This is a genomic window from Hydrotalea sp. AMD, from assembly GCF_004100315.1.
Lineage (GTDB): Bacteria > Bacteroidota > Bacteroidia > Chitinophagales > Chitinophagaceae > Hydrotalea > Hydrotalea flava.
This window is the reverse complement of sequence record NZ_SCKY01000011.1, coordinates 71,428-95,121: the sequence shown is the minus strand read 5'-3', so window position 1 is coordinate 95,121 and position 23,694 is coordinate 71,428. Positions and strand designations below refer to the sequence as shown.

Genomic DNA, 23,694 nt, shown 5'->3' with positions numbered 1-23,694 from the left:
ACAGCGGTTCTGTAATAAAAAAAGCTCTTCGGAAGCAACCGAAGAGCTTTAAAAACAGGGTTGTAATTTTTAAAACACATTATACCCATAACTTACATAATACAAACCACCAATCTGTGCATTACCAAAGCCATTGGTATAGTAATGGTTTAATAAATTGGTACCACCAATTTTAATCATTGACTTGGTAGCAGGCAATTTAAAGGTAATTACGCCATCAATGGTTGCAAAAGAAGGTACATTACCGGTTCCAAAAGTTCCTTCATAATAAAAACTATCCTGATAACGATACATTAAACTAAAGCCCAAACGATTATCTAATAAAAATCCTGAATTACTGAAACCGATATTGGTTCTGATTTTAGGCGTATTGAAATAAGAAACAAAACCTGAAGGCAGACTGCCTATTTGGTCAGAGTATACATTGGCATTCAATGCAAAATTTCTGGGTAATAAATATTGAACAGAGGCACCCCATCCGTTGGTATTTACATTACCCGGTGTATTTACTGAAATGCTGTAAATGGTTCTTGTAGCAGCCGCATTGCCGGATGAACCATTTGGATTTAAGCCCAACAAGCCCAAGGGCGAACCATTTTGCGATTGAACAACAGTAACGCCACCCAAAAAGTCTTTATAATTTGCCCAGTAAGCATATACATCAATCAACAATTTTTGGGCAATCAGACCTTTATAACCCACTTCGAATGAGTTGGAAGACTCAGGTTTAAATTTGCCGAAGTTTTGCACTTGCAACAAACCGGGATTAGGACTGCCATTGAGTACCGATGCTCCAAATGCCTGCACACTGGCCAAAGTGTAAGAAGGATTATTATTAAAATTGTAGTAATTACGTAATTGTGGCAAGCCGCCCATTAAACGAATTCCGCCACTCACCAATAAGTTAATCCATTGATTTTGTGTAGAAGGGAAACGATAGGCGTTTTGATAAGAAAAACGCAGGTTATGGTTTTTAGCTAATTTTACCACTGCTGAAAAACGAGGGGTAAACTTTCCATCAAAATTTGAATTTTTATCGTACCTGCCGGAAGCGGTTAATTTTAAAACATCATTAAATAATTGCTGCGAAAGTTGAGCATAGGCTCCCACTTCATTTATATAAATTTTACCTGCAGTATCTGCAAACAAAGTTCCCTGTGAGTTTAATGCATATTGTTTCCAATTGCCGCCTATCAATAAATCGGTTTTAGTTTTTTCTAACCCTAATGCAGGGGATAAATTGTATTGACCTTCTATCATATACAATGCAGTTTTATCTACGAAAAGTGCACCACCTTTAGAAATAGGGGTTTGTACAATTTTTTGAAACAAGGGGTTATTATAAATAGCGCCGTTCGGCCTTCCTGAAGCAGCGTCGGTAGCAGAACGGGCATACACTTCAGCAGCAGCATCGCTTAAACCAGCGCCACCTAATGAAGCAGGTAAACGCGATTTAATATAATTCTGCGTATACTGGGAAAACCAGCCGGTGGCACCACCGCTGGGTAATAAAGCCTCATTAAACAAACGGGCAGCAATGGTTGAATTGTAAGAATCACCGGCATTTTCCTGCGTAGTATAAGCTCTTAAAAACCAGTTTTTGTTTTTCAATTCAATTTTATACTGACCCATTTTTAAATTTTTCAGTGCATAACGGTCAGAACCCGTATACACAGTACTACCTGTGCCCCAGTTGCCATCAAAAATTAAATCAGTTCGGCTACTGATTTTATAAACCGCTTCACCTGAAATTTTAAAGTTGTAGGTAGTAGGTGCAATCACATATTTTTCATCAAATCCGGTTCTGGATATATTCTGATTGGCCGGAATAGTTGAAACAATACCATTAATGATTGAACTGGGAACACCCTGAGCAATAAATCCCTGCCCTACCTGTTGCGCCAGCGAATTAAAAGTAATACCGCCAGCACTTACTAAGTTTGTTTCATCACCATATACATTTACACCATCATAAGCAGGGTCAGAATCTCTGGTACCCGGTATTACTTGCCCATTGGGCGTTCCGGTAGTACGAGAATAATCTCTTTTATCATTGGCCAGCCAGTCTTGTGCTTGTACATATTGTGAAGCTATTTTAAAAGCAAACTTGTCTGATACTTTTTTGGCCCAACGTACACTCCAGTCATAAAATGGAGCAGCATTGCGTTGGTAATTATCTACATGGTTTACACCCTGTTTAATTTGAAAACTTAATCCTTGATATTTGAATGGATCTTTACTATTAATTAAAACAGTTCCATTCATACCACCAGGGCCATACAATGCAGAAGAAGCACCTGGCAACAGTTCTATACTTTCTACATCTAATTCAGTTAATCCAATTACACCACCTACCGGAAAATTTAAGCCAGGGGCCTGGTTATCCATACCATCCACAATTTGATTCAATCTTAAATTTCCATTAACATTGAATCCACGGGTACCTACCGATTTAAATGTTAAACTGGAAGCTACCACATCTACCCCATTTAAAGTTCCGATAATATCATAATAGTTAGAAGAAGGAGCAGAACGAATGGTAGCAGCACTTACCCTTTCAATAGTTACCGGCGATTCAATAATTTTTTCAGGAACACGAGAGGCAGCTACTACCACTTCATCACCTAAAATATAGTGTGGCTGAAGGCTCACTTCAATAGGTGTTCCGTTAAATGTTACTTCTTTATTAGAGAAACCAACAGAAGAGATAACCAATGTAAATGGCGGTTTTTGTGCGGTAGTAAATTTAAAATAACCTTTTTCATCGGTATAGGCACCAGTTGAACCTCCCTTAATAGTTACTGAAACAGATGATACAGTTTCATTGTTACTTGCATTTTTAATAACGCCACTAACAGTGGTAGCTTCTTGTGCATGGGCTGTTACATAAAACAATGAAACAGTAATGCAAAAAGAAACCATTAACATTAATTTTCTCATACGGCAGTTTTTGTTTAACAGCAATTTAGAAAATAGTTGGCTGAATAAAAAAAATATTAAAAAATACTTGAAAAATACTTTTATGTAATCGTTCAAAAAAATTATCCGAAAGAAAAAAAACGAAAAAAGCGCCTGTATATTATTTTGCAAGAGTATTTTTGATGCATGGCAATGTATCAATTTCCCCAACAAACCAATTTTTACAAGGGTAAAGTAAGAGATGTATATAGTATTGGCCAAAATATACTGGTAATGGTGGCCAGTAACCGAATTTCGGCTTTTGATGTAATACTACCCAAGCCCATTCCATTTAAAGGGCAGGTACTGAATCAGATTGCTGCTTATATGTTGCAGGCTACCCAAGATATTTGCAAAAACTGGTTGTTAAGTGTACCTGCGCCTAATGTAAGTATTGGAAAAAAATGCGAACCGTTTAAAATAGAAATGGTGATAAGGGGTAATTTAACCGGACATGCCTGGCGTACCTATCAATCGGGCAAAAGAACATTATGCGGTGTGGCATTACCCGAGGGGATGCAGGAAAATGATTTTTTTCCGTCACCCATTATAACACCCTCTACCAAAGCTGCAGAAGGGCATGATGAAGATATTACAAAAGAAGCCATAATTGCAGGCGGACTGGCCAGTGAAAAAGATTGGGCACAATTAGAAACATGCGCATTAGCGCTTTTTGAAAGGGGAAAACAACTGGCTGCACAACGGGGGCTGATTTTAGTAGATACCAAATATGAGTTTGGGAAAATTGGAGATGAAATTTATTTAATGGATGAAATTCATACACCAGATAGTTCAAGATATTTTTATGCAGAAGGATTTGAGGAGCGCCAGCAAAAAGGCGAAAAACAAAAACAATTGAGTAAAGAATTTGTAAGAGAATGGTTAATTGCCCATCATTTCATGGGAAAAGCAGGAGAAGTTGTTCCGGAAATGACGGATGAATGGATTCAAACCATATCGAACCGATATATTGAATTATACGAAAAACTGATTGGAGAAAAATTTGTTCCACAATCTCTTTCTGATGAAATTACTTTTGAAAAAACAATGGAAGCATTAAAAATATTAGGCGTTTATCACTAAACGCCATTTATTTCATTCAATCTGGGCCTTAAACGGGCTTTAGATTTGTGGAATATATTTTGACCTTTATCTATTCCCTTTCTAATTTGCTTTTGCCTTTCAACAGGTAAATGAATGGTTTCTGCGCAGGCCTCACTGCAACAACCATTGTATTTTGTGGCACATTCATCGCACTGTATAAACAAAAGGTGGCAACCATCATTTTTACAGTTGGTATGGGTATCGCAGGGGTTTCCGCATTGGTGGCAATGCGCAATTACATCGGGTGTAATTCTTTCACCCAGCCTGTTATCGAACACAAAGTTTTTACCTTTAAAATAACTTTCTAACCCCAATTGTTGGGTCTGGCGGGCATAATTAATAATTCCACCTTCCAAATGATATACATTTTTAAAGCCCTTATGCAACATATATGCACTGGCTTTTTCACAACGAATACCACCTGTACAATACATGATGATGTTTTTGTCTTCATTACCTTTCATCATTTCCACTGCCATGGGCAATTGTTCGCGAAAAGTATCTGAAGGCACTTCTAATGCTTTTACAAAATGGCCCACTTCATATTCGTAATGGTTACGCATATCAATTACAATGGTATTGGGGTCAGCCAGTAACCGGTTCATGGTAATGGCGTCTACATACTTCCCTTTTTGATACATATTAAAATCGGGATCATTAATACCGTCTGCTACTATTTTTTCACGCACCTTAACTTTTAATACCCAAAAACTTTTCCCATCATCATCCACGGCAATATTAATTCGTAAGCCATTTAAAGGTTCAATACTATATAAAAATGTTTTGAATGCTTCAAAATTAGATTCGGGCACACTGGCTTGTGCATTAATACCTTCTTTGGCAATATAAATTCTGCCAAACACTTTCAGCGCATGCAAATGCTTATACAGGTAATCTCGAAAAGCCAGTGGATTGGATACTTCAAAATACTGATAGAAACTTACAGTAATGCGGGGTTCTTTTTCTTCCATGAGGCGCTTTTTCAACTCCTCATTATTAATACGATTGTGTAACAATGCCATAAAGAAATTACATTTCAGACTTTTTACGCAAAGGCAAAAGTTCCATGATTAAATATGGACCCACTTGCAGGGTGGGCAAAATATCGGTGCGAAAATACTTATTTTATGATTGTAACAAAAAAGGCCTTTCTTTTTAAACCAATCAATTTGACCTTTTTCTGATTAAACTGCCGGTTAATGCAGCCATTCCAGCTACCAATCCGCCTATGAATGCAGTTAGCAATATAATTGCCATGGAAGAACCTTCCAATGGTAATATCTGGGCTACTTTTTGCGAAAGAATATGGTGATTGGCATTGTCCATCAATAATGCCATGATTCCCCACAATAAAAATAAAGCAATAAATCCCGACAAAAATGCTTTATATGGTTTTTGATGTATGGCCAATGCAACTGCCAATGCACAGATAGCAAAACTATACCAGGGGAATGCTGCATATAACCCAAATGAGTAACTTAAAAAAGCAGTGATGATAACAGATATTACAAACTTCATATTTTTAATTTTATAAATGTTTTTTTTAGCAATTGAATAATGCAAAGTTTTCCTCCAACAGATGTTTTATCCATTTTTCACTTCCAAATGCCATTTCATATCAGAACTTGTTGCAGCCATACTTTTCGTTAAAAACAATAGCGGATAATATTTACCGGCTGCCCATGTATCAATAAAATTATCATAATATTTACTGCCCGGATTACCACTTTGCCCGCCAGGATAAACTCCATAAGCTTCTGTTTTATCCGTTAATTGTACAATCATTCGCCAACTGGGCCCATGATTGGATGTGGTGGCATTAATAATGTTTGTTCCACCTCCTATTGGCACATGCAACCTGCTCAGTGCAGGAATTTTTAATAAATGACCAATGTAGGTGTCCTTATATTTTCCCCAGTTTAACTTACCCATTTTTTCTAAATTTTCTAATGCTGCACAGGCCTGTTTACATGCATTTTGTACAATGGTGCGCATATTTTCTTTCACATCTTTTGTTCTAATATCATCAGCAAACAGGTAATTCGTGTCTTTAATCATTGCCTCCACTAAGGTTGCTTGCTCCGGCCACATGTACGGCAAGCCGGTACTGTTCAATTCATCAGCATAAATATCTACAAAAACACTATCCCAAAAACATTCAAAAATAGTAGGAGCTGTTGCATTATAATCACTCACCAAATTCCATTCTTTCAATTTATCCATATAACGCATTTCTGTTGGGCTTAATGCGGTTTCATCTAAATATTTAAACAATGCGGGTCTGGCCATTTCGGCAAATACATTGTAATTATTGGTTTGCATTTTCATCATATCTTCGGGTGTAATATTATTCATACCTGCTAAAAACCGATTGATGATGAGCCCTCTGTAAATAGGGAAATTTCCAGATCTGCCTAAATAATATGGATAAGTTGTATCTACAACCATTTGATTGGCGCTGCTTACAAAACCACGTGCCGGGTTATACATCAGCGGGTTTTCTTTATTGGGTATAATTCCCTGCCACATATAAGCGCTATCTGTACCCGGCATCACAAACTCGCCCTGGTGTTTCCACTTGGCTACAAAAGCTCCCTGCTGCTTAATGGCAATATCTCCATTTTTACAGGCAAATACAAAATTTTGCCCTGGACATTCAAAATAATTAACGGCATTGCTGTAATCGGTATAGTTTTTAGCTCTGTTTAAATAATAAAAAGTAGCCAATTCATTACTACCATCATGCGCTTTCCAACGTACGGCATAGTAACGGCCATCTTTATTTTTACTCTGATAATTTTTATCATACATTACCAGTCCAAATACAGTCATGGCTAATGTTTCCACATCATCGGGACCATCTTTTACTTTAATCACCTCTTTCCGTATCTCAGCTTTTTCCCATGCGTTATTGAACCAATACTCTTGCATGGTGCTGTCTTTAAACTGCATTTCATAAAAATCTTTCACATCTCTGCCTGCATTGGTTACCCCCCAGGCACAACTGTCATTAAACCCTATAATTACACAAGGTGCACCAGGAAATGTTGCACCATACGTATTTTGTGTTGGGGTGCTAATTTGCACTTCATACCAAAGAGAAGGAAGATTTAAACCCAAATGTGGGTCGTTACACAAAATAGGCCTTCCGCTTTTTGTTTTACTGCCACTAACTGCCCAGTTATTGCTGCCATTATTTTTATTGGGCATAACAGGTGGAATGGCTGTGGAGGTGCCCCCGGAAATTCCGTAGTATACAGAATCTACATTCACAGGTATTTTGGGTACAATAGAAGGTTTTTCAAAAGTGGTACCAATAGGTAAAATAGGATCTAATGAATCGGCCCTGTCGGGAAATAATTTTTGAAACATATTGTATCCTAACAGGTTTTTGGTATTGGTCATTAATAAATCATCGTCGCCCTGCCCGGTTAAATCATACGACATAAATTTTAAAAACAATGCCGAACGCAAATTGGTCCAGGGTTCAGGTGTAGCATTTAACAATTTAAATTCTAAAGGAATTTGATTGGGTTTTAAATGAGCTATATAGGCATTTACACCTGCTGTATAAGCATCCATGGCTGATTTTACTACCGGGTCTGCTTCCATAACTTTTAACGAATTTTCGGCAGCATATACCATCCCTAATCTCCTGAAATATTTATCAATTGCCAGCCCGTCTTTTCCAATTAATTCGCTTAATCTTCCTCCAGCCACGTTGGTCTCAAACTCCATTTGAAACAAACGAAACTTCGCATGCAAATAGCCTTGCAAAAAATATGCATCTGCATCATTGTCGGCATAAATATGAGGTACTAAACGATTGTCAAAATAAACATCTGCTTTGCCTTTTAATCCACTTAAAACAATTTCTCCACCAAAATCAGTATTATCAGATTCTGCATTTTGCCAAAATCCTTGTTGAGGAGATAAAAAATAACCTAGCCTTGGTGTTTTTGAATTACCAACCGGCAACTGAATATTGAGTACTACAATTAAAGCAATGGTGAGCAGTGCAGCTAAGCCCGTGTAAACATATTTCATAGACAAGTTTTATAAAAGTTCAGGGTATTGGCAGTGTTCAAACCTATTGTTTTCAGCAATACTTGTACAACAAAAAAATCATTGAAAACAATTTCAGGTTTTATTCAGCATTGAAAATAATAATTTTTTGCATACATTCATTTTTTTTATTTCAACAATTGTTGATTTTATGTGGAAGCGAGCAGGTGTAATAAATTTTGCAGTTCGTTTTTGGTATTGAAAGCATGCAAAATAATGCGCAGCCTTTCTGCATTTTTGGGCACTGTTGGATAAAGAATAGGCCGTACTGCAAACCCATTATTTTGTAAGGTTGTAGCTATCTGAATTACATTTTCATTGCCAGGTATTATCAAACCCTGAATAGGTGTATCTGAAATCAACTTTTGAAATGGAAGTTTTGCCTGTTGAAACTGTTGAATATGCTGCTGTAATACCTGCCGTTCAGTGTGCATTTCAGGAAATATTTGATAGGACTTGATTACTGCTTTAATGGCCAATGGTGGAAGTGCTGTTGTGTAAATAAAGGGTCTGGAAAAATTAACTAAATATGCTTTCAATCGTTCAGAACCCAATACTGCTGCACCCTGACAGCCCACCGCTTTTCCAAAAGTATGGATACGGGCAAAAATAGCTTCCTGTAATTGATCGTGTTGGGTAAGTCCTGCTCCATTTTTCCCAATTATTCCTGTGGCATGTGCTTCATCTACAATAAGGTGTGCACCATATTTTTGGGCAAGTAAAACCAAATCAGGCAATGGACACCTGTCTCCATCCATACTAAAAACCGTTTCGGTTACAATAAAAATATGACCCTTTGCCAGTTTTAACTTTTCTTCCAAATGCATAAGGTCATTATGCCGGAATGAAAAACTTTGTGCAAAAGATAAACGAAGGCCTTCCCGTATAGAGGCGTGTGATAAAGCATCGTATAAAATGGTATCGCCTTTTTGAGGTATGGCAGAAAGCAAACCTACATTGGCGTCATAACCCGAATTGAAAATGAGCGCCGCAGGTGTTTGGTGAAATGTTGCTAAGGTGCTTTCTGCCGCGTCAATCAATGCATAATTGCCCGACAATAATCTGGAACCTGTTGCACCTGCGGCATAAATATGCACATCTTCGGATGTAAGCAGCCGTTGTTGGGCTATTCCCAAATAATCGTTTGAAAAAAAATCTATTTTATTGTCCGATGGTTGTAAAGAGCGATAGCTTCTTTGCAATTTTCGGTCGTTCAATTTATCGTCAAGAAATTCATCGTGGTACATGTTTCAAAACTACATAAATACAATTGTATTGTGCAGCCTGCAACTTAAACAGCAGCAATTGATATTTTTGCAGTGCTTAAGTGTTTTTATGAATTTATCTGCAGATGTAAAATCAATTTTAAACTTACCTTTAGCCACAGATCCACGCTGGGTAAATCTGGCAGCAATCAGCATCGGTGGTATTTTAACCGATCATGCTTATTGCGAGCAAAAAGCAGCCATTTCCTGTATTTCACTCATTCAGCATTATTCTTCAAAAAAAGAAATTGTATACCGTTTATCGCCCATAGTAACCGAAGAATGGGGACATTTCAGATTAGTTTTACAGGAATTAGAACGAAGAAATTTACCGTTAGGCAACCAACGGAAAGACGTTTATGTAAATCAATTATTAGCCTTTCAACAAAAAGGAGGCCATGAAGATAGCCGTTTATTAGACAAGCTGTTAACCATGGCATTGATTGAAGCACGCAGTTGCGAACGTTTTAAAAGATTAAGCGAAGGCTTGGAAGATGCAGGCCTGCGTAATTTTTACCGTCGTTTTATGGCAAGTGAGGCAGGTCATTATACACTGTTTTTAGATTTAGCCAAACAATATACCACACCCGAAAAAGTGGAAAAACGTTGGCAACAATGGCTTGAACATGAAATGCTCGTTATGCAAAGCACTGCATTAAGAGGCGACAGAATACATTAAAAAATGAGTGCCCACAGTTTTAATTTTTACTGCCCTGCTGAAAATATTGCAATGTTTCTGCTAAAGGAAGAAATGGAAACTCGTTTAGTAACGATTGTGTAAGGGCGGCATATTTTTTTAAAAACGCCTGATGCTGCACCGATGAAGGATTGAATGGTGTATGCCTGCGTGCAATATTAATTTCATCAATCTTGTGTATCAATGCAATGGTATCTGCATTCATACATGCATTCATCAATTTAGCCCATACATATTCTGTTGCTGTATGGTTGGGGTGTACCAAATCTTCCGCATAAAACCGATAATCACGCAAATCATCTATTACAAGTTCATAGGCAGGAAAATAATACAATTTGGGGAGTTGTTCTGTTAAGTAATGCACTGCACTGATTAAAGCTGCTTTGCTGCGATTATTATTAACAGCACCTTCGCGTAAATGGCGCACCGGACTGATGGTGAAAATAATTTTTATATTTGGATTAAAAATGCCCAATCTATCCAGCATAGTACCCAACACGGTAATAATTTGTGTGGTATCCATTAATTTTTTTTGAAACCAACCGGCCGGTGCTTTATGATTATTGGCGGCAACGGTACCGGGTTTGCCATTGGCAGCCTGTTCCGTTAATGTGTACACCCAGGCAGAACCTAATGTAATTATAAGATAATCGGCATGCTTTAAAAAGGTATGCCCTGTTTGAATAGATGTATTTATTTTTTGAACAGCATCTTCCGGAGTAATGCCGGAATATCGGCTATGAAACTGCCAGCTATGCCATGTTTCATTAAAACAAAACAAATCGGATGTTGTATAAATTTTGTGTTGAATAATGTTTATAATGGCTTCCGCCACACTTACCGGATTAAACAGAATTCCATTTGGATTTTGCAGCACTGAAAAGCCACTATTACTTAATTTTTCACCTATTTTTTCAGTAAAACAAGAACCTATCAGCATTATTTTATGCCGATGATGAATGGGTTCATCTATTTTTTTAATATCGAATTCGGCGTGGAACTTCATGTTCAGATTTTTAATATGGAATAAAAACGCATCAAAAGCACATTAGCTGAATATTTCACCCGCTAATAATACACTATTTTCTAACGCATTTGCATTGAAATGAAACGACAATCCTTCCTTACTGAAGTAATCTATGATAGATAAGCTATCCATATTCCCGACCAGTTCATTTTGCGCCATGGGGCATCCGCCATACCCACGTAAAGCGCCATCAAAACGCATACAGCCTGCATGATAGGCGGCTGCTAATTTGGCGATACGATTATCGGGGCTTGCATGTAAATGTGCACCAAAAATAATGTGTGGATAAGCAGGAATTAATGCCTGAAATACTTCGCTAATTTGTATAGGCGCTGCCAGTCCAACCGTATCGGCCAGTGAGATGATGGTAATGTCTTTTTGTATCATTGCATCGGCCCATTGCAGTAATATTTCACTGTTATATACATCACCATAGGGATTGCCGAAACCCATGCTTAAATACACCACCAACTGTTTGTTGTTTTTGATACACAGTTCCTGAATGGTTTCAATGGTTTGCACACTTTCTTCCTGTGTACTGTTGGTATTGCGCATTTGGAATGTTGGCGAAACCGAAAAAGGAAAACCCAGATAAGTAATTTCATCAAACAAAACCGCTGCTTCAGCACCTCTTACATTGGCTACAATGGCCAATAGTTTTGTAATGCTATTGTTGAAATGAAGCCCCTTCAATACCTGAACCGTATCTGCCATTTGTGGGATGGCTTTGGGTGAAACAAAGCTGCCAAAATCAATGGTATGAAAGCCAACCTGCAAAAGTTGGTTGATATAGTTAATTTTTTTTTCGGTAGGTATGGGATGTGGCCAGCCCTGCATTGCATCTCGCGGACATTCAATCAATTGTATGGTTTTAACAGCAGATGGCATGGTAAACACATTCTAAAGTGAAAAAATAATGATTGTATATTATGAAAACTGTCGCTGTTTGAGTGCTTCATACAAAATAATACCTGTAGCTACTGAAACATTAAATGAATTAAAATTGCCGGCCATAGGTATTTTAAAAAAATAATCAGCAGCTTTTGCAAGATAAGCCTGCACCCCCTTTCCTTCTGCACCCATTATAACGCAGGTGGGTAAGGTAAAATTTAATTCAAATACATTTTTATCGGCACGCATTTCTGAAGTAAACACCTGAATACCATTTAAATGCAGTGTATCAATAGCTTTCAGCAAACTGTTTACTCTGCATACCTGTATCTGCTCTAATGCACCGGCACTGCTTTTTAAAGCTTCTTCATTGAGGGCGCCTACTCCTTTATCGGGTAGAATCAAAGCCTGCGCACCACAACACAATGCACTTCTTGCTATGGCGCCAATATTTCTTACATCGGTAATACCATCTAACATTACAAATAAAGGCACCGTTCCCTGTTGCACCACAAAGTTAATTACTTCCTGTAAATCCATATAAGGCACCAAAGCTGCAAAAGCAATTACGCCCTGATGATTGGCTTTGGATAAATAATTTAATTTTTCAACCGGAACCAGTTGAATGGGTATTTGATGTTGTTTGGATAGTTGCCGAATGTCAGCCACAGTTTCGCCGGATGCATTTTTTTGTAATAGTATTTTATCGATTGTCCTACCCTGTTCAATAGCTTCAATTAATGGTTGCCGCCCAATGATTAAGGTTGATGATGATTTACCCATGTTGCAAAATTATTGGTTTCCATTTTCCCTGCATCCACAATAATTGCAGTTTTTGCAAAGCCAGTACCGATAATGCATCAGTAATAGTTCCGTTTTCAACCATTTCAAATGCCTGTTGAAGTGCTACTTTTTTTACTGCCAGCTGTTCTGTTTCTTCGGGAGCAGATTTATATTTTGATAATCCGGTTGCTACAAAAAATTCACTCGCTTCATCGGTTACCGAATTGGAAAGAAATGCTGCTCCTAAATATTCCCATTTTTCTGCCTGTAACCCTGTTTCTTCCATCAATTCGCGCTTAGCAGCACTTAAAGCTGTTTCATTTTCAGGGCAACCACCTTCCGGAATTTCCCAACTATATTGTTGAATGGTGAACCTATATTGGCCTACCAGATATGTATGCAGCGTTTCATCTATTGGAATAACGCCAACAGCTTTATTTTTAAAATGTACTTTTCCATATATCCCCTCTTTACCGGATGGGTTGATTACCTTGTAATGATTGAGCTGTATCCAGGCATTTTGATATACTTCCTGTTCATCTAAAATTATCCACGGATTGACTTCCCTGTTTGCAGACATACAAATTATTTTGGTTAAAACTACTGCATTGAACAGAAAAAAGGCCATCTTTTCAGACAGCCCTTTTTTGTTCAATAAAAAATTAACTTACAGCTATTTAATGCCAAAAGCTTTTTTCACTTTTGGAACATAATCTAATTTTTCCCAGGTAAACAATTCAACTTTTACTTTTTTTACTTTACCATCGGGTGTTTTAAACTCTTTGGTTACCACTTCATTTTTGCGGCCCATGTGTCCATATGCTGCCGTTTCACTATAAATTGGATTACGCAATTTTAAACGTTGTTCAATAAAATAAGGACGCATATCAAAAATTTCAGTAACAATTTTACTGATTTCAGCATCACTCATGTTCACTTTAGCTGTGCCGTATGTATTTACATAAATGGAGGTGGGTTGTGCAACACCAATGGCATAAGAAACCTGTACCAGAATTTCATCGGCAACACCTGCAGCTACTAAATTTTTTGCAATATGACGGGTAGCATAGGCGGCTGACCGGTCTACTTTAGAAGGATCTTTTCCGCTAAATGCACCGCCACCATGTGCGCCTTTACCGCCATAAGTATCTACAATAATTTTTCTTCCGGTTAAACCGGTATCGCCATGAGGGCCGCCAATTACAAATTTTCCGGTGGGATTAATATGGTATGTTACCTGGTTGTTGAATAATTTGGCATACTTCTTATATTTCGATTTTACTCTCGGAATTAATATTTCAATAATATCTTTCCTGATTTTAGCCTGCATTTTTTCTTCTGTATCAAAATCATCGTGTTGTGTAGAAACCACAATGGTATCAATTCTAACAGGTTTATTATTGTCATCATACTCTAATGTTACCTGACTTTTTGCATCGGGACGCAGGTATTTAATTTGTTTGTTTTCTCTACGCAAGGCGGCCAGCTCAATCAATATTTTTTGTGCCAAATCTAATGTAAGTGGCATGTAATCATCCGTTTCATTGGTAGCATACCCGAACATCATGCCCTGATCGCCGGCACCCTGTTCTTCTTTTTTCTTACGGTCAACACCTTGATTAATATCAGGTGATTGTTCGTGAATGGCAGATAAAACACCACAAGAGTGTGCTTCAAACATATATTCACTTTTGGTATATCCAATTTTGCGAATTACACCACGTGCAATTTCCTGAACATCTAAATAAGCTTTCGAACGAACTTCACCTGCCAATACTACCTGACCTGTAGTTACCAAAGTTTCGCAAGCTACTTTTGATTGTGGATCAAATGCAAGAAAATTATCGATTAATGCATCAGAAATCTGGTCGGCAACTTTATCAGGATGGCCTTCAGAAACACTTTCGGAGGTAAATAAATAAGACATGAATATTTGTTTTTATTGAAATGTAAGCAAAGATAATAGTATTGTTATAATGATAAATGGGTTGCTAAGACAACTGTATAATTTTTGATCAACGGTTATTTAGACAATTCCTGATAGAGTTCTATATACTCAGTTAAATCAGAATCCCATCCTTTAAAAGGAACAATGGTTTTGCCTTTCAGTTTTGTGATATCGTCCATTAGTTTTTTCTCTAATTGATCATCACCAATTGTAACGGCATCTGCAAAATGCGCACCACCTTTGAAAAGAGAAGTGTTGGTAGCGTCTTTAAAAAGTTCTAAATCTTTCTCTTTAATATTGGCATTAATCACTGCTTTCTTCACAAAATCGGCACTTAATTTTTCCTGAAATGTATTTTGCCCTACGGTAAAAACAACCTTACTGTTACTAAACACAGCCTCACGTTTGTAGGCAGTTTTAATATAGGCAGGCACCAAACCAGTCATCCAGCCGCTGCAATGAATAATATCGGGAGGCCAGCCAAATTTTTTTACCGTTTCAAGTGCTCCTTTACAAAAAAAGATACTTCTTAAGCCATTATCATCAAACCAGTTTTCTTCATCATCATGAAAAATTTGTTTGCGTTTAAAGAAATCTTCATTTTCTAAAAAATAAACCTGTAAGCGGGCATTCGGTAAAGAAGCTACCTTAATTTGAAGCGGATAATCATCATCATCAATCGAAACATTAATTCCCGATAAACGCACTACTTCATGTAATCGATGCCGGCGTTCATTAATAACACCAAAACGGGGCATAATACAACGCACTTCTAAACCACTGTCATTGCTCTTTATTGCAAGTTTGTTTACAATTTCTGCAAACTCTGTCAACTCTAAATAAGGCGACATTTCGGTTGCAATAAATAAAATTCTTTTCTTTGACATCTACTAAGCCAATTTAAGTGAGGCGAAAAATAAGGGTGCAAAGTTAATTAAAATACACCAAATAGGTGATAAAAGCATATTTATAGAAAATAATATCGGCAAAATATGGTCATTTGTAAAAGTATTATAGCACTGCAGGAGATGATTCAATCTCAGAAAAAGGCCAATGCCTCAATTGGGTTTGTGCCCACTATGGGGGCTTTGCATAAGGGCCATATTGCGCTGGTTGAAGCAGCCAAACAAGCCAACAATTTTACTATTTGCAGCATTTTTGTAAACCCAACGCAATTCAATAATCCGGAAGATTTTGAAAAATACCCCATTTCAATTGAAGCCGATATTGCTTTATTAATAACCCACCAGTGTGATGTTTTGTTTTTGCCTTCAGTTTCAGAAATGTACCCCAATGGGCCAAAGCTGATTACCCCATACCCTTTAGGAACCTTAGAAACCATTTTAGAAGGCAAGTACCGTCCAGGCCATTTTCAGGGCGTTTGTCAAATAGTTGACCGGTTATTAACCATTATTCAGCCGCATCAACTGTACATGGGAAGTAAAGATTACCAACAATGCATAGTAATAAATCGTTTATTACAATTAAACCCGGCATTTTTGAAAATACAATTGCACCTGCAACCCACTATTCGTGAACAAAGCGGACTGGCCATGAGTTCCAGAAACAGGCGGCTTTCGGCAGAAAATTTGATAAAAGCAGCTGCTCTGTACCAAAGCCTTGTATTTATTCAGTCTAATATACAACAATTTACAATAGCTGAATTAGTGGAACAGGCAACCCAAATGCTGTTGAAAGCTGGGTTTGAAAAAGTTGATTACATTAGCATAGCAGATGCTGCTACACTTGCCCCAATATCAACCACGAAACCTGCCAACCGAACCATTGTACTGGCAGCCGCATATATACAAGGCGTTCGGTTAATTGACAATTTGATGATTAACTAAATAAAAGGAAACTTGTTATAATCCTATCATCTTTTACATTTGCGCCCATTATGCTGATAGAAATATTAAAATCAAAAGTTCACCGTGCGGTAATTACCGAGGCAAATTTGAATTATGTTGGCAGTTTAACCTTAGATGAAGATTTAATGGATGCTGCCAATATGATTGAAAATGAGAAAATACAGGTGGTGAACGTAAATAATGGTGAACGTTTAGAAACCTATTTAATTAAAGGGCAACGAGGTTCAGGCGTGGTCTGTTTAAACGGGCCGGCTGCTAGAAAAGCTGCTGTTGGAGATATTATTGTAATCATGTCATATGCACACATGGATTTTGACGCTGCCAAAACTTTTAAACCAATTGTAGTTTTTCCAAAACCGGGAAATAAATTATAATTAACACAGGCTTCTGTAAATTGCAGTAGAATTTTCCTGCATGAAAAGAAAACTGAAAGTATTTGTAAAATATCTTTTTTTCCTGGGGCTGGGTATATTTTTGGTTTGGTGGAGTCTTCATCAAATACCTGCTAATCAGTGGGGAGAGTTTACCGGCGCTTTAACCCATGCAAAATATATACTATTCATTCCGGTATTTTTCATACTTACATTAAGCCATATTCTCAGAGCGCTGCGCTGGAAAATATTGATGCAACCCATGGGCTATAAACCATCTGTCATCAATACTTATTTTGCTGTAATGATAGGTTATCTGGCAAATTTGGCCGTACCCCGACTGGGTGAAGTATTAAAGTGTACATTGCTGGCACGCTATGAAAAAGTACCCGCCGAAAAATTAGTTGGCACTATTGTAGCCGAAAGGGCGTTTGATGTACTATCGCTTGGAATTGTTTTCCTGCTGGCGCTGCTAACCCAATATGAAATTATAGGCGACTATGCCATCCAGTTATTCAAAGAAACCTTTCAATCAAAATCGGGAGGAATTTCGGTGCGGAAAATGGCCATTGCAATGGGTATTTTGCTGATTATCATTGTAATCATCAGGCATTGGTTTAACCGTTTTGCGCATTTAAAACTGGTAATTCAATTAAAAAAAATTATACGTGGCATTTGGGAAGGATTAAGCAGTATTAAAGATATTCAGCAAAAAGGCTTATTCATTTTTTATTCTTTTGGCATTTGGTTATTATACTTGTTGGGCACCTGGGTTGGTTTTTATGCTACCGTTGGTACCAACGGTTTAGGCATTCCTGTAGCTTTTTCTGCATTAGCTTTTGCAAGTATTGGTATGATTGTAACACCCGGCGGCATTGGAGCCTATGCTTATTTAATGGCAATGGTTTTAGAAAAAAACGGAATAGCTTTTGGAATTGGTTATGCCAATGGAACATTACAATGGTTTGCACAATTTATTATTATATTAATTTGGGGATTTGTTTGTTTGGGATTATTACCCTGGTATAATAAAAAAAGAATGGTGCCAACATCACAGGCTTCATAACAAATTGAATGAATTTTTATATAGGAAATGTATGCGGTACACACAAGCTATTCAACAAAAAATAATGCCTTTAGCAACCCTTAAAGCCATTAGAACAGGCTGGAAAATGCGCAATAAAACGGTTGCTTTTACCAATGGCTGTTTTGATATTTTACATGAAGGGCATATTGCCTCACTATCAAAAGCTGCTGAAGAAGCAGATTTTTTGATAGTGGGTGTAAATAGTGATGCCAGTACCAAACGCTTAAAAGGTGCAGAGCGCCCAATTAACCATGAACATAGCCGTGTACTATTACTTGCCTCTTTATTAATGGTGGATGCTGTAGTTATTTTTGAGGAAGATACCCCGTTAGAATTAATTAAATCACTGGAACCGGATGTATTGGTAAAGGGTGGAGATTATACAATTGAAACTATTGTAGGCGCAAAAGAAGTTTTAGCCAATCATGGTCGTGTAGTCATTAATCCGATAATTGAAGGTTTTTCTACCACTGGCATTCTTCAAAAAATAAGGCAACTTGGTTAGTCGAAAATATTTTCACCAAACTTCCTTATAACTCAACTCTGTATTGAATTACAGACGATTTTACCAACTATTTTTCAGTATTATACCTATAAAACCAAAGCCCCTTTCGGGGCTTTTGAGTTTATTGAAATGCTTCTTTTACTCTTTCAAAAAATGATTTATCATTTTTACCGGGCTGCGGTTTAAAATTGGGGCTATGGCTTAATTTTTCCAAAATTTCCTTTTCTTCCGCCGAAACTGTTTGAGGTGTCCAGATATTGACATGAATCAATTGATCACCTTTAGCATAACCCTGTACTTCGGGGAAGCCTTTCCCTTTTAAACGAAATATTTTCCCGCTTTGTGTACCGGGCGGTATCTTAATTTTAGCTTTTCCATCAATAGTAGGTACTTCTACCTGTGTACCAAAAACGGCTTCCGGAATAGAAATATGCAAATCGAATGCTACATTTAACCCATCACGTTGTAAATCAGAATGAGCTTCTTCTTCAATCTGAATGAGTAAATCGCCAGGCATACCTCCTCGTTCTCCTGCATTGCCCTTTCCACTCATGCTCAATTGCATACCTTCCTGCACGCCGGCAGGTACATCAATTGAAATGGTTTCTTCGCCATATACTCTTCCCTCACCTTTACAGGCAGTACACTTATTGGTGACAGCACTACCCTCACCATTACAGGTAGGGCAGGTGGTTACTGTTTGCATTTGTCCTAAAAAAGTATTGGTAACCTTCCGCACCTGTCCGGAGCCACCACAAGTACCACAGGTTTGTATGCTGTTTTTATCTTTTGCACCATTGCCTCCACAGGTAGAACAAACAATGTATTTTTTTACTTTTACCTGTTTATTAACTCCTTTGGCAATTTCTTCAAAAGTTAGTTTAATTTTTATCCGAAGATTACTACCTCTTTGTCCGGTTGGTCTTCTGCCACTGTTACCGCGTCTGGAACCTCCGCCGCCAAAAAAACTGCCAAATACATCATCTCCAAATATATCGCCAAAATGGCTAAAGATATCTTCCATATTTTGGGCACCACCAAAACCACTGCTTCCCGGGCCAAAAGCCTGATGGCCATAACGGTCGTAGCGGGCACGTTTATCCGGATCACTTAACACTTCATAGGCTTCTGCTGCTTCTTTAAATTTTTCTTCCGCCGCTTTATCGCCAGGATTTCTGTCCGGATGGTATTGCATTGCTACTTTGCGGTACGACTTTTTTATTTCTTCAGCAGTAGCAGTTTTAGAAACACTTAGGATTTCGTAATAATCTCTTTTTGACATATAGAATTTTTCTTGTGATTGTGGTAGTAGACACTACATATTATTTTCCAACAATTACTTTCGCAAAACGTATCAGTTTGTCATTCAAATAATAGCCTTTTTGTACCTCATCTAATACTTTACCTTTTAAACTTTCATTCGGAGCAGGAATTTCGGTAATAGCCTCATGTTTTTCAATATCAAAATCAGTTTGCATGCTGTCCATTACTTTTAACCCCTTGTTTTGCAGCACATTTCTTAGTTTATTAAAAACTAATTGAATACCTTCTTTTTGCAGGGCAATATCATCTGTGCTGTTCAATTGTTTCTCGGCCCTGTCACAATCATCCAATACATCCAATAAAGATACAATCACTTCTTTTCCGGCTGTTTGTTGCAATTCCAAACGTTCTTTCGCTGTTCTACGCTTAAAATTTTCGAATTCAGCCAATAAACGTAAATATTTATCCTTTTGTTCCTGTATTTCGGCTTCTAATTTTTCTATTTCCCCCTGTTCTGCCACGGGTTCTTTTAAATGTGCAGACCCGGCTGCATTTTCGTCAGTATTTAATGATAAATCACTCTCAGTAAGGTGTTTTTGGTGTTTGTCTTTTCCTTGCATAGTTTATATTTGAAGTGATTAAAGAAAGGCAATTTTTTTGCCAATAAGCCTGAATCAGTAAAATTGGCAGGTGTTGCGCTTATTTTTGCAAAATGACAAAGGTTTTTTTAAACAAAAAAATGAATCCCCGAATTGCCGGTGGCCATCCATGGATATTTGGGAATGAATTACAACCTATTCCCGAACACATTACACCAGGCGATTTGGTTGAAGTATACAGCAATGATAAAAAATTGATTGGAATTGGCTATTACAATCCAAAATCGCAGATCACGGTTCGGCTGTTAACAAGAAAAAAGGAAAAAATAGATGAAGACTTTTTTTACAATAGAATAATGTTGGCCTGGCAATACCGGCAAAAATTAGGCTACCGGGAAAATTGCCGGTTGGTTTTTGGTGAGGCCGATGGTTTGCCCGCTCTGATTATTGATAAGTTTAATGCTTATTTTGTTATTCAAACATTGGCATTGGGTATTGACCGATGGAAACCTGCCATTATAGCTGCGTTGGAACAAATATTTCATCCTAAAGGAATTTATGAACGCAATGACGTGCCAGTAAGGGAACTGGAGGGTTTACCACAGCAAAAAGGGTTTTTATCGGCTGCATTTCCCACCAATATTCTATTGAATGAAAACGGGTTACAATTTTATGTGGATATAGAAAACGGACAAAAAACCGGTTATTTTTTAGACCAGCAACACAACCGGAATGCAATTGAACCCATTGTAAAAAATGCAAATGTTTTAGGCGCTTTTACTTATATCGGCACATTCGAAATTCATGCTGCACATTTTGGTGCCAAAAAAGTAAAAGGAATTGATAGTAGCGAACAGGCAGTGCAGCAAGCCAATAAAAATGCGGCTTTAAACGGATTAGAAAACATTTGCCGGTTTGAAGTAGCCAATGCATTTGATGTGCTGAAACAATGGGCCAAAGAAGAACAGAAATATGATGTAGTAATGTTAGACCCGCCTGCATTTACCAAAAGCAGGAGCAATATTCAAAATGCATTAAACGGATACAAGGAAATTAATTTACGCGGCATAAAATTAGTAGAAAACGGCGGTTTTTTGGTTACCTCCAGTTGTACCAATTTAATAACACCACAGCAATTCTTAACCACCATTGAAATGGCTGCAAAGGATGCAAGAAAAAGAATACGACAGGTTTTGTTTCAAACACAATCCAATGACCATCCAATCATCCGGGGATTAGACAATACGGAATACCTGAAATTTTTAATTGTAGAAGTTCAAGACCAATAGCGCAATATTATTTTACTACCTGAAAGCGCCCGGATTGAACAATGATGCCGTTTTGATTGCGTAACTGATACACATACATGCCGCGGTAATAATCATCCAGCGGAACAGTAATTTTGGTACCATCCACCAAATAATCATTCATTTTTTTGCCAATAAAGCTGAATATATATAAAGTATAATTTTTATAATTCTGATTTCCTTCAAATTCAAAATTAATGAATGAAGTAGCAGGATTGGGGTAGACAGTTACCAATTTTACCTGATCAAAATTATCAGGGAAAACAGGTTTTTCAGGATGTGCATTGCCCGCAAAACATGTAAAAAACAATAAAATTGTAAAGCAAAGTTTTGTCATCAATCAACACTTAATTGCTTAGCTAAGTTACTGCATACCGGTGAACAAGAGAACCATTTTGGTAATTACTACAACAACTGTACAATTATATGAAGCAGGTTTGTAGAAAAAATAAGGGATTGTTAACGAAACAATCCCTTTTTAAAATGGCTACATTTATGCTGCCAGTATGTGTTGAATGGCTTCAAAATTAGGCAAATCGCCGGCATTTTCTAAAACTTCTGCATATTGAATAGTGCTATTGGCATCAATTAAAAATGCTGCTCTTTTACTAACACCTTTCATCCATCCAATAAATGAGTCATATATTGCACCATAAGCCGTTGAAACTTCTTTATTGAAATCGCTCAACAATTGAAAATTCAGGCCTTCTGCTTCTTTAAATTTTGCTAAAGTAAAAGGAGAATCTACTGAAATGCCCAATACTACTGCATCTGAATTATTATAAACTGCCATACCATCTCTAACTGCACATAATTCTTTGGTACAAACACCGGTAAAAGCCATTGGAAAAAATAACAAGATTACTTTTTTGCCTTTCAATGAACTTAATGTTACCTGATTTCTATCAGTATCATAAAGCGCAAAATCAGGTGCCTGCATTCCTTTTTGTAATTGCATAAAATTTATATTTTTTAATGTTTAGAATGAACTGAAGTTATAACAAGAAAATTTTGAAATTGTTCCATAACATATAAATATTATGGCAATATGAATATTATTGTTGCATAGCTTTCATTGCAGTTAAACAACTTTGTAAACTCTGCCGCCAGTTAGTCTGTTGCAGATGAAACACATGCAATATTTTTTTTATGTTCAATACACTATACATTGGCCGCTTTGCCGCAGTTGGATACGCAGATGATGGAATGGGATGTACAGTACAGGGCAATTGGGTTAATTGCTGTATAGCCTGTGCAAATTGAAACCATGAAATAGCACCTTCATTGGCATAATGATAAATTCCGGATGGGAAATAATTGAAAGATGCATTGCTTAATGGTTGCAAAATATCCAATACAGCTTTTGCAAGATCCGCAGCATAGGTTGGGCAGCCATATTGATCGTTTACCACGTTAATTTCAGTTCGTTCTTTCATTAAACGCAACATGGTTTTTACAAAATTATTGCCATACCTGCTATAAACCCACGATGTTCGAATAATGATTGATTTTTCACAATTTTTAAGCGCCAGTTGTTCACCCATGTATTTTGAATAACCATAATAGTTAACAGGTTGCGTAGCATCATCCGGCTTATAGGGTTTATTTTGTGTGCCATCGAAAACATAATCAGTTGAAAAACTAATGAAACCAGCATTCGTTGCAGCGCAGGCTTTGGCTAATGTATTCACAGCTTCTGCATTAATGGCATAGGCCTGTTGTTGTTCAGTTTCTGCTTTATCTACAGCTGTATAGGCGGCGCAGTTAATGCAAAACTGAGGCCTGTGTTGCTCAAAAAAATGGTAAACGAGATCAGGATTGGTGATATCCAATGTAGATTTATCTGTAAAAATAAACTGAAACAGCGCTTTATACTGAACAGCAAGTTGTTGCAGTTCACTGCCTAACTGACCATTTTTTCCGGTAACAAGTACAACTGGTAAATACATGAACGTA

Annotated in this window: 23 protein-coding genes; 7 read left to right on the top strand and 16 right to left on the bottom strand. The window is 37.3% G+C overall.

The window, feature by feature from the left end:
- Positions 1 to 69: 69 nt before the first annotated feature.
- Complete coding sequence (locus tag EO766_RS09805; RefSeq protein WP_287100958.1) at positions 70 to 2,940, bottom strand: TonB-dependent receptor; 2,871 nt, start codon at positions 2,938 to 2,940, stop codon at positions 70 to 72.
- 171 nt (positions 2,941 to 3,111) lie between these two features.
- On the opposite strand from EO766_RS09805, the gene EO766_RS09800 reads away from it, so the two are divergent.
- On the top strand, positions 3,112 to 4,041 hold the full coding sequence (locus EO766_RS09800) for a phosphoribosylaminoimidazolesuccinocarboxamide synthase (protein ID WP_287100957.1): 930 nt from the start codon (positions 3,112 to 3,114) through the stop codon (positions 4,039 to 4,041).
- Here the strand turns inward: EO766_RS09800 and trhO are convergent.
- From trhO to EO766_RS09780, 4 genes are all read right to left on the bottom strand, one after another.
- Positions 4,038 to 5,084, bottom strand: a complete 1,047-nt coding sequence (gene trhO / locus EO766_RS09795) for an oxygen-dependent tRNA uridine(34) hydroxylase TrhO (protein ID WP_218331173.1) — start codon at positions 5,082 to 5,084, stop codon at positions 4,038 to 4,040. The two genes, EO766_RS09800 and trhO, sit on opposite strands and share 4 nt — an antisense overlap.
- A 142-nt stretch (positions 5,085 to 5,226) precedes the next feature.
- The gene (locus EO766_RS09790) at positions 5,227 to 5,580 is read right to left on the bottom strand and encodes a hypothetical protein (protein ID WP_068247083.1); all 354 of its coding nucleotides are present in this window, start codon (positions 5,578 to 5,580) and stop codon (positions 5,227 to 5,229) included.
- A gap of 66 nt (positions 5,581 to 5,646) precedes the next feature.
- Complete coding sequence (locus EO766_RS09785) at positions 5,647 to 8,109, bottom strand: penicillin acylase family protein (protein ID WP_287100955.1); 2,463 nt, start codon at positions 8,107 to 8,109, stop codon at positions 5,647 to 5,649.
- A 167-nt stretch (positions 8,110 to 8,276) separates the two neighbouring features.
- Entirely contained in the window at positions 8,277 to 9,374 is a 1,098-nt protein-coding gene (locus EO766_RS09780; protein WP_074419960.1) for an aminotransferase class I/II-fold pyridoxal phosphate-dependent enzyme, read from the bottom strand.
- An 88-nt stretch (positions 9,375 to 9,462) separates the two neighbouring features.
- Between EO766_RS09780 and EO766_RS09775 the strand changes: the two genes are divergently transcribed.
- Entirely contained in the window at positions 9,463 to 10,071 is a 609-nt protein-coding gene (locus EO766_RS09775; protein WP_074419966.1) for a MiaE family protein, read from the top strand.
- 19 nt (positions 10,072 to 10,090) lie between these two features.
- Here the strand turns inward: EO766_RS09775 and EO766_RS09770 are convergent, their stop codons facing one another.
- The 6 genes from EO766_RS09770 to EO766_RS09745 form a co-directional block, all read right to left on the bottom strand.
- A complete protein-coding gene (locus tag EO766_RS09770) occupies positions 10,091 to 11,095 on the bottom strand; it encodes a GSCFA domain-containing protein (RefSeq protein ID WP_074419959.1) in 1,005 nt (334 codons plus the stop codon).
- Between the two features lie 42 nt (positions 11,096 to 11,137).
- Positions 11,138 to 12,004 (bottom strand): hydroxymethylglutaryl-CoA lyase-like TIM-barrel protein, encoded by an 867-nt coding sequence (locus EO766_RS09765; protein ID WP_074419958.1) that lies wholly within the window; start codon positions 12,002 to 12,004, stop codon positions 11,138 to 11,140.
- Between the two features lie 39 nt (positions 12,005 to 12,043).
- Positions 12,044 to 12,790, bottom strand: coding sequence for a 23S rRNA (guanosine(2251)-2'-O)-methyltransferase RlmB (gene rlmB / locus EO766_RS09760; protein ID WP_074419957.1), 747 nt, complete (start codon positions 12,788 to 12,790; stop codon positions 12,044 to 12,046).
- Positions 12,783 to 13,370 carry an NUDIX domain-containing protein gene (locus EO766_RS09755; protein ID WP_074419965.1) on the bottom strand — a complete coding sequence of 196 codons (588 nt, stop codon included), beginning with the start codon at positions 13,368 to 13,370 and terminating at the stop codon, positions 12,783 to 12,785. Before EO766_RS09755 ends, rlmB begins: the two co-directional genes overlap by 8 nt.
- Before the next feature lie 93 nt (positions 13,371 to 13,463).
- A complete protein-coding gene (metK, locus tag EO766_RS09750) occupies positions 13,464 to 14,717 on the bottom strand; it encodes a methionine adenosyltransferase (protein WP_074419956.1) in 1,254 nt (417 codons plus the stop codon).
- 95 nt (positions 14,718 to 14,812) lie between these two features.
- Complete coding sequence (locus EO766_RS09745) at positions 14,813 to 15,625, bottom strand: glycogen/starch synthase (RefSeq protein ID WP_074419955.1); 813 nt, start codon at positions 15,623 to 15,625, stop codon at positions 14,813 to 14,815.
- Between the two features lie 105 nt (positions 15,626 to 15,730).
- On the opposite strand from EO766_RS09745, the gene panC reads away from it, so the two are divergent.
- Genes panC through rfaE2 form a run of 4 tightly spaced genes read left to right on the top strand, consistent with a single transcriptional unit; the run spans position 15,731 to position 18,569 of the window.
- Positions 15,731 to 16,585: a pantoate--beta-alanine ligase gene (gene panC, locus EO766_RS09740; RefSeq protein ID WP_074419954.1), complete on the top strand. Its 855-nt coding sequence runs from the start codon at positions 15,731 to 15,733 to the stop codon at positions 16,583 to 16,585.
- Positions 16,586 to 16,635: 50 nt separating this feature from the next.
- Positions 16,636 to 16,980 carry an aspartate 1-decarboxylase gene (panD, locus tag EO766_RS09735; protein ID WP_068246547.1) on the top strand — a complete coding sequence of 115 codons (345 nt, stop codon included), beginning with the start codon at positions 16,636 to 16,638 and terminating at the stop codon, positions 16,978 to 16,980.
- A 40-nt stretch (positions 16,981 to 17,020) separates the two neighbouring features.
- Positions 17,021 to 18,043: a lysylphosphatidylglycerol synthase transmembrane domain-containing protein gene (locus EO766_RS09730; protein WP_068246550.1), complete on the top strand. Its 1,023-nt coding sequence runs from the start codon at positions 17,021 to 17,023 to the stop codon at positions 18,041 to 18,043.
- Positions 18,044 to 18,074: 31 nt separating this feature from the next.
- A complete protein-coding gene (rfaE2, locus tag EO766_RS09725) occupies positions 18,075 to 18,569 on the top strand; it encodes a D-glycero-beta-D-manno-heptose 1-phosphate adenylyltransferase (protein ID WP_081301280.1) in 495 nt (164 codons plus the stop codon).
- Positions 18,570 to 18,690: 121 nt separating this feature from the next.
- Here the strand turns inward: rfaE2 and dnaJ are convergent, their stop codons facing one another.
- The gene (gene dnaJ / locus EO766_RS09720) at positions 18,691 to 19,851 is read right to left on the bottom strand and encodes a molecular chaperone DnaJ (protein ID WP_074419953.1); all 1,161 of its coding nucleotides are present in this window, start codon (positions 19,849 to 19,851) and stop codon (positions 18,691 to 18,693) included.
- A 40-nt stretch (positions 19,852 to 19,891) separates the two neighbouring features.
- Complete coding sequence (locus tag EO766_RS09715) at positions 19,892 to 20,452, bottom strand: nucleotide exchange factor GrpE (protein ID WP_074419952.1); 561 nt, start codon at positions 20,450 to 20,452, stop codon at positions 19,892 to 19,894.
- Positions 20,453 to 20,544: 92 nt separating this feature from the next.
- Here EO766_RS09715 and EO766_RS09710 point away from each other — a divergent pair, with 92 nt between their 5' ends.
- On the top strand, positions 20,545 to 21,720 hold the full coding sequence (locus tag EO766_RS09710) for a class I SAM-dependent rRNA methyltransferase (RefSeq protein ID WP_074419951.1): 1,176 nt from the start codon (positions 20,545 to 20,547) through the stop codon (positions 21,718 to 21,720).
- Between the two features lie 7 nt (positions 21,721 to 21,727).
- Here EO766_RS09710 and EO766_RS09705 read toward each other — a convergent pair whose 3' ends face one another.
- The 3 genes from EO766_RS09705 to rfbD form a co-directional block, all read right to left on the bottom strand.
- Positions 21,728 to 22,075, bottom strand: a complete 348-nt coding sequence (locus EO766_RS09705; protein WP_074421153.1) for a T9SS type A sorting domain-containing protein — start codon at positions 22,073 to 22,075, stop codon at positions 21,728 to 21,730.
- A 156-nt stretch (positions 22,076 to 22,231) separates the two neighbouring features.
- On the bottom strand, positions 22,232 to 22,696 hold the full coding sequence (locus EO766_RS09700; protein ID WP_074419949.1) for a redoxin domain-containing protein: 465 nt from the start codon (positions 22,694 to 22,696) through the stop codon (positions 22,232 to 22,234).
- 97 nt (positions 22,697 to 22,793) lie between these two features.
- Positions 22,794 to 23,687: a dTDP-4-dehydrorhamnose reductase gene (gene rfbD / locus EO766_RS09695; RefSeq protein ID WP_074419948.1), complete on the bottom strand. Its 894-nt coding sequence runs from the start codon at positions 23,685 to 23,687 to the stop codon at positions 22,794 to 22,796.
- Positions 23,688 to 23,694: the final 7 nt, after the last annotated feature.